5 protein-coding genes are annotated in these 8,741 nt (G+C 69.8%); 1 reads left to right on the forward strand and 4 read right to left on the reverse strand.

Features of this window, described 5'->3' with window-relative positions:
- The coding region (locus GBZ26_RS23615; RefSeq protein ID WP_174440945.1) for a sensor domain-containing diguanylate cyclase at window positions 1-731 on the reverse strand (731 nt) is incomplete at its 3' end.
- A 268-nt stretch (window positions 732-999) separates the two neighbouring features.
- On the opposite strand from GBZ26_RS23615, the gene GBZ26_RS23620 reads away from it, so the two are divergent.
- Window positions 1,000-2,310: a solute carrier family 23 protein gene (locus GBZ26_RS23620; protein WP_174440946.1), complete on the forward strand. Its 1,311-nt coding sequence runs from the start codon at window positions 1,000-1,002 to the stop codon at window positions 2,308-2,310.
- A gap of 84 nt (window positions 2,311-2,394) precedes the next feature.
- Here GBZ26_RS23620 and GBZ26_RS23625 read toward each other — a convergent pair whose 3' ends face one another.
- The 3 genes from GBZ26_RS23625 to GBZ26_RS23635 form a co-directional block, all read right to left on the reverse strand.
- The gene (locus tag GBZ26_RS23625; RefSeq protein WP_174440947.1) at window positions 2,395-5,364 is read right to left on the reverse strand and encodes a PAS domain-containing protein; all 2,970 of its coding nucleotides are present in this window, start codon (window positions 5,362-5,364) and stop codon (window positions 2,395-2,397) included.
- A gap of 219 nt (window positions 5,365-5,583) precedes the next feature.
- Window positions 5,584-7,350, reverse strand: coding sequence for an ABC transporter ATP-binding protein (locus GBZ26_RS23630; protein ID WP_174440948.1), 1,767 nt, complete (start codon window positions 7,348-7,350; stop codon window positions 5,584-5,586).
- Window positions 7,347-8,507, reverse strand: a complete 1,161-nt coding sequence (locus tag GBZ26_RS23635; protein ID WP_174440949.1) for a glycoside hydrolase family 113 protein — start codon at window positions 8,505-8,507, stop codon at window positions 7,347-7,349. The genes GBZ26_RS23630 and GBZ26_RS23635 overlap by 4 nt, the downstream gene beginning before the upstream one ends.
- Window positions 8,508-8,741 lie beyond the last annotated feature (234 nt).

Genomic DNA, 8,741 nt, shown 5'->3' on the forward strand with positions numbered 1-8,741 from the left:
CGCAGCCCCGCGCCGATGCGCCGCCCCACCTCGGTCAGGAATTCGTCGCCGGCCTCGTGCCCGTGGGTGTCGTTGATGGCCTTGAAGCCGTCCAGGTCGATGAAGCCGATCAGCACGCTCTGGCCGGCCCGTCCGGCCATGGCGAACAGCCGGTGCAGCTCCGCGACCACGGCGCGGCGGTTCGGCAGGCCGGTCAGCGCGTCGGTGTAGGAATAGGATTCCAGCGCCGCGTTCAATTCCCGGAACTGGGTCAGGAGCTGTTCGCGCTGGATGTGGAGGGCGATCAGCGAGGCGAACAGGCGCAGCACCTGTTCCCCCTTGGGAGTCAGGGGCTTGCGCTCCGAACTGGCGGCGCAGAGCGTGCCGAACAGGCTGCCGTCGTCGAGATGGACCGGGGTGCTGACGTAGGTCTGAATGCCCAGCGCCGCGGCCGCCTCGGAATCACCCCAGCAGCCGGGCACGTCGTCGGTGTAGAGCTTCCCCTCGTCGAGCGCCCGCTTGCACAGCGTGCCCTCCCAGGGGACGGCCAGCCCTTCGGGAATGGTCAGGGTCTTGGTGTTGCAGGAGAAGAGAATGCGCTGGATGCCGTGTTCCAGCTCGATCCGGGTGAGATAGGTGGCCTCCAACTCCGTCACCAGCTCCAAGAGCGACAGCAGGGGCCGGGTCAGGTCTTCCACGGTCTTCGCCGACGAAAGGGTGTCGGTGAGTTGAGCAAACAGTTCGTCGGCCATGTGGTCAGCCACTCTGAAAACAGAAGCAGCATCCCCGCATTGCAATCGGGAACGCAGTTTCATGTCCGGTAACGGAAATTTTGATTAAAAGCCATACTAACAAAAGGGTGATAGCGAGGCAACGGGTGAATGATTTCACGCCCCTGACGGTGGCGTTGGGAACCCTTGGAAGACATCTGCCGAAGAATTCCGCATGGTGGCGTTTGACCGGGCAGGCCGTCGCGGAGTAACCCTTGCCGCGCAACCACCGATACGGGAACCGCAGTTCATGACAGCCCCGCGCGACCGGGTGCTGGACGTCCACGACCGTCCGCCCCCGGCCACCTTCCTCCTGCTCAGTCTTCAGCACCTGTTCGCCATGTTCGGCGCCAACGTGCTGGTGCCGATCCTCACCGGCCTCGACCCGTCGGTGGCGCTCGTCACCAGCGGCCTGGGCACCCTGATCTATCTGGCCTTCACCAAGTGGCGGCTGCCCGCCTATCTGGGCTCCTCCTTCGCCTTCATCGGCCCGATCGTCGCCGCCACCCAGATCGGCGGCACCGGCGGCGCGCTGGTCGGAGCCTGCGCGGCGGGGGCGGTCTATGTGGCGGTCGCCCTGCTGATCCGCGCCTTCGGCGTGCGCTGGCTGCTGGCCATCCTGCCGCCCATCGTCGTCGGGCCGGTGATCGTGGTGATCGGCCTCGGCCTCGCCTCGGTCGCCGTGGGCATGGCGCAGAACACCGCGGGCGGCGGCGCGTACAGCCTGCCGCACTTCCTGCTGGCGCTGGCGACGCTGGGCAGCATCTTCCTCTACTCCATCGTGCTGCGCGGCTTCTTCACGGTGGTGCCGATCCTGCTGGGCATCCTGACCGGCTATGTGCTGGGCGTGGTCTTCGGCATGGTCGACTTCGGACCGGTCGCCGCCGCACCCTTCCTGCGCATGCCCGACTTCCACCTTCTGTTCTCCGGCATGAAGGAGGGCGTCTCGGCCTGGGCGATGATCCTGCTGGTGGCGCCGGTGGCGCTGGTCACCATCGCCGAGCACATCGGCGGCCAGATCGTGCTGAGCCGCGTCGTCGGCCGCAACTTCATCGCCGATCCCGGCCTGCACCGCTCGGTGTTCGGCGACGGCGTGGCGACCATGGTGGCGGGCGCGCTGGGCGGTCCCCCGGCGACGACCTACGGCGAGAACATCGGCGTGCTGGCGGTGACCCGCGTCTTCAGCGTGTGGGTGATCGGCGGGGCGGCGACGCTCGCCATCATCCTGGGCTTCGTGGGCAAGCTGTCGGCCTTCCTGTCGAGCATCCCGACGGCGGTGATGGGCGGCGTGTCCATCGCCCTGTTCGGCGTCATCGCCTCCTCGGGCATCCGCACGCTGATCGAGGGCAAGGTGGATCTCGGCGACAAGCGCAACCTGCTGATCTCTTCGACCATCCTGGTGATCGGCATCGGCGGGGCGTCGCTGAAGTTCGGCGACGGCGGCTTCGTCGTCTCCTCGATGGCGCTGTCGGCGCTGATGGGCGTCGTCCTGAACGCGGTCCTGCCGGGCCGCGGCACCGGCGGCGACGCCGAGGCCATCCTGTCCTCCGACCACATCTGAGCAACCGGATCGCGGCCGGCCAAGGCGGAGTCCCCCTGGGGCTCCGCCTTTTTTATTCCCAGGCCCTTCTATTCCCAGGCCCTTTTATTCCTCTGCTTGCCCCATCAGGATCGCGTCGATCCGCCCGACCAGCTCGTCGATCCGGTAGGGCTTCGCCAGCACCGGGATGCCGGTGGCGCGCGCGATGTCCTCGCTGTAGCCGGTCGCCAGGATGACCGGCAGGCTGGGTCGCCGCTCGCGGGCTTCGCGGGCGAGGTCGATGCCGCTCATCCCGCCGGGCATCACCACGTCGCTCAGCAGCACGTCGACTCCGTTGTCGGACAGGTGGGGCAGCGCCTCCTCGGCGTTGGCGGCGGACAGCACGGCGAACCCGGCGTCCTCCAGCGCCGTGCTGACGGTCATGGCGACGATGGGGTCGTCCTCCACCACGAGGACGCGGCCGTGGCGCCGCCCGCCGCCCGGTGATGGCACGATGGCGGCGGGCAGGGCGGGCTCCACCGCCGGAGCCACGCCGGAGCGGCGGAGCAGCAGATGCACCGTCGTGCCCCGGTTCGGCGCGCTGTCGATCCAGGCGGTGCCGCCGGCCTGCCGGGCGAGGCCGTAGACCTGGGCGAGCCCCAGCCCCGTCCCCTTGCCGAGGTCCTTGGTCGTGAAGAACGGCTCGAAGGCGCGGGCGGCCACTGCGGCGGGCATGCCGCAGCCGGTGTCCGACACCGACAGGTGCAGGAACTCCCCCTCCACACCCCGCGGGTCGCCGGGGGGAAACACGCAGTTGACCGCCTCCACCGTCAGCTGCCCGCCGGACGGCATGGCGTCGCGCGCGTTGACGGCGAGGTTGATGACCGCCAGCTCGAACTGGGTCGGGTCCACCTCGATGGGCCAGAGATCGTTGCCGAGGCGGAGGTCCAGCGCGATGTCGGCGCGCAGCGCCCGTTCCAGCAGGGCCGACATGGCGAGCACCCGGTCGCGCACGCCGATGGATTCCGGGCGCAGGCTGTCCCGCCGGGCGAAGGCCATGAGCTGTTGCACCAGCTTGGCCCCACGCCCCACCGCCTGCTGCCCGGCATCGAGCAGGGCGTGGACCTGCGGTTCCCCGGTGCGGCGCCCGATCATCGACAGGCAGCCTTCCAGCGCCTGGAGCAGGTTGTTGAAGTCGTGCGCCACGCCACCGGTCAACTGGCCGACCGCCTCCATCTTCTGGGCTTGGCGAAGCTGCTCCTCAGTCTGACGCAGGGCGGTGTCGGCCTCCTTCTGGGCGGTGATGTCGCGACCGACGGCGTGGATGAAACGGTCGTCCGGCACGGCGACCCAGGATAGCCAAAGATAATGGCCATCCTTGTGGCGGTAGCGGTTCTCGAAGCGCGGCGTGGTGTGCCCGGCGCCCAGCCGCGCCGCCTCGGCCCGTGTGCGCTCCAGATCGTCGGGATGCACGAAGTCCAGGAAGCTGCTCGTCGCCAGTTCCTCCTCCGACCATCCGAGCAGGCTGGTCCAGGCCGGGTTCACCGCGGTGATCGTGCCGTCGAAGCGGGCCACCAGCATGACGTCGGTGGACAGGCGCCACATGCGGTCGCGGTCGGCGGTGCGGTCGGCGACGCGCTGCTCCAGCGTGGCGTTCAGGTCGCGCAGCGCGTCCTCGGCATGCTTGGCCTCGGTGACGTCGCTGCCCTCGCAGAAGATCCCGGTCACCCGCCCGTCGGCGTCCTTGATGGGCTGGTAGATGAAGGTGATGAAGCGCTCCTCTACCGGCGCGCCGGGTTGGCGGACGACCCGCACCGGCAGGGCGTGCCCGACGAAAGGCTTCCCGCTGTCATAAACGCGGCCCAGCAGCTCGAAGAAGCCCTGCCCGGCGACCTCCGGCATGGCCTCGTGCACCGGCTTGCCGATCAGGGGGCGGTCGCCGACCAGTTGCCGGTAGGAGTCGTTGGCCAGTTCGAACACATGGTCCGGGCCGCGCAGCACGCACATGAAGTTGGGCGACTGCCGGAAGAGGTTGCGCATCTGCTCCCCCTCCGCGGCCAGCCTGGCGTTGGCGCGGTGCAGCGATTCCTCCGCCTGGGCGCGCTCCAGCGCCGACCATGTGCGTTCCGCCACCTCCTCCACCAGACGGACCTCGTCCGGGTGCCAGTGCCGGGGCTTCCGGTCGTGGACGTAGAGGGCGGCGACCATCCGCCCGTTCTTCACCAGGCTGGTGGTGATGGCGGAGGCGATGTTCAGCCCGGCGAAGGCGGCCTGCCGGTCCGGCGCGGCGAAGCGCGGGTCCGCAGCGGCGTCGTGGATGGTCAGCGTCCCGCCGCCGCGCAACGTGTCCAAAAGCTCCGGTCCGAAGCTCAGCAGGTCATGGGTGCCGGCCTGATGATCGACGCTGCCGTCGGTCCAGTTCCGCTCTGTCGTGAAGAAGCGCGCGGTCTCGTCCATCACGCCGTAACCGACGCGGCTGGCTTCCAGATGGCGGCCCAGAGCTTCCGCCGCCGCCGCCGCCACCGCGAAGGGGTTGGAGAGCTGGCGCAGCCGGGTCTCCAGCTTCAGGTGGAAGTCGGTGCGCCGGGCGGCGAGCACCTGCGAGGTCGTCTCGATGGCGGCGCAAAACATCCCCGGAATGCGCCCGTCCTCGCCCCGCACCGGGGTGTAGGAGAAGGTGAACCAGGCGTCCTCGCGGAAGCCCCGGCGTTCCATCGGGATCAGCAGGTCTTCGTACCAGGAGGCCTCGCCGGCCAATGTGCGGTCGACCAGCGGTTTGATCTGGTGCCAGATGTCCCACCACACCTCGGCGAAGGGTCGGCCGAGCGCCTCCGGATGTTTGGCTCCGAAGATCGGTATGTAGCCGTCGTTGTAGAGGAAGGACAGTTCCGGCCCCCAGGCCACGAACATCGCCTGACGGGAGGACAGGACGACGCTGACGATGGTGCGCAGGCTCTGCGGCCAGCCCTCCGGCGGACCCAGCGCCGTGGATGCCCAGTCGTGGGAGCGCATGCGCGCCCCCATCTCGCCCCCGCCGGACAGGAAATCCAGGTCGCTCCCGACCACCGGGCCGCCAATCACCGGCAGATCCGTCATACGCCGGCCTCGCGGCTTTTGCACGGAACAAGGGTCTGAATCCAAAGGATGCTATCGTCGGTCGTGGCTTTCATCGAGCTTTCGGGCCGAAGCGAAGTTGCGTCTGATGTCTTAACACACGACGCCCGGAAAGATAGCCCGCCGAAGGGCGGTCTTCCCTAAACGCTCCGGCCGATGCGACCTCCGCGCCACGGTGCGGGACCGCCGGACGCGCTCCGGCTATTCCGCGGCGAAGCCCTGCGCCTGGAGCTGCCACAATGAGTTGAACAAGCCGCCGCGCCGCCGCAACTCCGTGGGATGGCCGTCCTCCGCGATGCGGCCGTCCACCAGGACCAGCACGCGGTCGAAGGCCGACACGGTGGACAGGCGGTGCGCCACCGCGACCACCGTCCGCCCCTGTGCCAGATCGGCCAGCGCCGCCTGGATCTCCTGCTCCGACTGGGTGTCGAGGGCGGAGGTCGCCTCGTCGAGGATCAGGATCGGGGCGTTCTTCAGGAAGGCGCGGGCGATGCCCAGCCGCTGCCGCTGCCCGCCCGACAGCCGCACGCCCCGTTCGCCGACCAGCGTGCCGTAGCCCTCCGGCAACTGCCGGATGAAGCCGTCGCAGAAGGCGTGGCGGGCGGCCTCGAACACCTCCTCGTCGCTGGCGTCGGGGCGGCCGTAGCGGATGTTCTCCAGGATCGGGCGGTGGAACAGCGCGATGTCCTGGGGCACCACGGCGATCTTGGCCCGCAGATCGTCCTGGGCGAGCGCGGTCAGCGGCTGCCCGTCGATGAGAATGTCGCCGCGCTGCACGTCGTCCAGCCGCTGGATCAGGCTGATGATGGTGGACTTGCCGGCCCCCGACGGCCCGACCAGCCCGACCTTCTGCCCGGCCGGGATGGTCAGGCTGAAATCCTCCAGCACCTTGCGCCCTTCGGGATAGCGGAAGGAGACCCGCTCGAACGCGATGGCGCCGCCGCCGGGCTTGGCGGGTTCGGCGGGCACGGGGTCGAGCACGTCGTGGGGGCGGGCGATCACCCGCAGGCTCTCGTCGATGGCGCTGACCTGCTGGGTGGCGGTGACCAGCGCGAAGGCAAGGTCGCGGGAGCCGTGCAGGATGCGGAAGGTGAGCGCGCTGACGATCACCACGTCGCCGGTGGTGATCGTGCCGTCCCGCCACAGCAGCAGCGCCCACAGCAGCATCGATCCGGCCATCACCCACAGGCAGACGTCATGGACGACGCGGGTCTTCTCCAGATGCATCCAGCTGCGGCGGTGCGCCCCGGCCTCCACCGTGAAGGACTGCCGCAGGCGCTCCCGCTCCCGCCCGCGGGCGGAGAAGGCCTTCACCGTCCAGACGTTGGACACCACGTCGACCAGTTCGCCGTTGGTGCGGGCGGACTGTTCGGCGAAGGCGTGGTGCACCGTCCGGCCGCGCAGCCCCAGCCCGACGATGGCGACGGCGACCACCACGGCGAACATCACCAGCGCCGCCGCCATGCCCCAATGGATGGTCAGCAGCACCAGCACCGCCCCCAGGAAGTCGGTGACCGGCGGGACGATGCTCCAGGTCAGGGTGCGGAAGATGGTGGTGGCGGCGTTTTCGGTGGCGGCGATGCGGTTGCCCAGCGACCCGGCGAGATGGTTCGAGAAGTAGCGCATCGAATGGCCGGTCAGGTGCCGGAACAGGTCCAGCCGCATGTCCACGCCGGTCGCCAGCACCGTCCGGCAGCCGAGCCAGCCGCCCAGCCGCCACAGCACGTTCTCCGCCGCGATGAAGCCCAGAAACAGGCCGAGCGGAGTCCACACGTCCGCCGCCGCCCGGTCGGGGGAGGCCATGGCATCGATTAGCAGCTTCATCCCGTACTGCACGGCGACCGCGCAGCCCGCCGCCGCCACGATCACCGAGAACAGCCCGCCGAACGACCAGGGCCGCCGCCGGATGTAGCGCAGCAGGAAGCGGCCGGGACGGTTCGGGATGGTGTCCTTGCTCGAACCGCTCATTGAGCCGCCTGATACTGCGGCTGGCCGAGCAGCGCGCCGACGCGGGCCTGCGCGCGCTCCAGGGCGGCGGCCAGCGGTTGGTGGAGGCAACGCCCGCCATCCTCGTTGCACAGGCCGTAGAGGCCGGTTTCGCAATGGCGGTCGTTGGCCCAGCCGGGATAGTCGAGGATCGGGTAGAGGCAGACGCCCTCCACCGGCACATCGGCCTTCAAGGCCGCGATCACCTCCCCCGTCACATAGTCGAGCCAGGGCACGCGGGCGTCGCCCTCGGCCCCGGTCTCGGCCACCAGGACCGGGCGGCCGTAACGCCGGTGCACCTCAGCCAGGATGTCGGCGAAGGGGCGGTAGCGCGGGTCGTCGCGTCCGATGGTGCCGCCCTTCAGGAACCACTGGTTGTCGGAGTAGTAGTTGACCCCGATCACGTCCAGATACTCCGGCTTGCCGCCCAACCCCGGCCAGGCGTAGCCGCCGATCATGTCCCACGCCTCGTATTGAGCCAACCGGGCGGCCTCCGCGGCCCCGGCGTCGCCCTTGCGGTCGGGGCGGGGCAGCACGTGGATGACCGGATCGACCTGGACGATGCGGGCGCGCGGGTCGGCGGCGCGGATCGCCTCGATGGCAGCGATGCTGGCGCGGACGAGCTGGTGCTTCAGCTCGAACCCGCGGCGCTCGGCCATCGGGTTGAAGCGCCTCATGTCGCCGCCGGCCCAGGCCCAGTAGGAGATCTCGTTGACCGGGCAATAGGCGGGCGCCGCCACGCCCTCGCCAACGCCTTCGTCGCGCAGCAGGGCCGCGGTGGCCCCGGCGAAACGGGCGAAGCGCTCGACGAAGGCGGGCCGCCAGATGTCGATGTCGTCCGGCCAGCCGTAATGGCAGAGGTCCCAGATCACCTGGGCCCCGGCCTCGCGCGCCGCGCGGACCATGGGCAGCAGGCTGGACCAGTCGTAGTGGCCGGGCGTGGTCTCGATCAGGTGCCAGCGCACACCGTCGCGTACGGTGCGCAGGCCATGGGCGGCCATGCGCCGGTAGTCCTCCGCGGCCAGCCGGTCGTGGCCGGTCGCCGCGATCAGATCGAGCCGGCGCCCGTCGTGCCGCCGGTGCGTCGAGCATTCGAAGCCGCCGAGGAAGACGCTGTCGAACAGGGTGGGGGTGTGCATGGGGTGGCTCGTCGTAGAAGGCGGGAAGTCGGGGAGGCATTGTACCCCTCCCCAACACCCCCCCCCAGGGCGGGGGGGGGGGTGAAGAACCTCCCCCCTGCAAAACCCGCCGCCAAAAAAAAGGATGGGGGGGGGGGGGCGCAGGGCGTTCTTGAGTCGGGCGGGGGGGGGGGGGGGGGGGGGCAGCGGGCGCGGGGGCGGGGGGGGGGTGCCTCAAGAACACACTAGAACGCG

Source organism: Azospirillum formosense (assembly GCF_013340925.1).
GTDB classification, from domain to species: domain Bacteria; phylum Pseudomonadota; class Alphaproteobacteria; order Azospirillales; family Azospirillaceae; genus Azospirillum; species Azospirillum formosense.

Excerpts from the sequence above, each read along its gene's own strand:
- GBZ26_RS23620 (WP_174440946.1), top strand. The coding sequence starts at position 1,000 with ATGACAGCCCCGCGCGACCGGGTGCTGGACGTCCACGACCGTCCGCCC.
- GBZ26_RS23625 (WP_174440947.1), bottom strand. The coding sequence starts at position 5,364 with ATGACGGATCTGCCGGTGATTGGCGGCCCGGTGGTCGGGAGCGACCTG.
- GBZ26_RS23630 (WP_174440948.1), bottom strand. The coding sequence starts at position 7,350 with ATGAGCGGTTCGAGCAAGGACACCATCCCGAACCGTCCCGGCCGCTTC.
- GBZ26_RS23635 (WP_174440949.1), bottom strand. The coding sequence starts at position 8,507 with ATGCACACCCCCACCCTGTTCGACAGCGTCTTCCTCGGCGGCTTCGAA.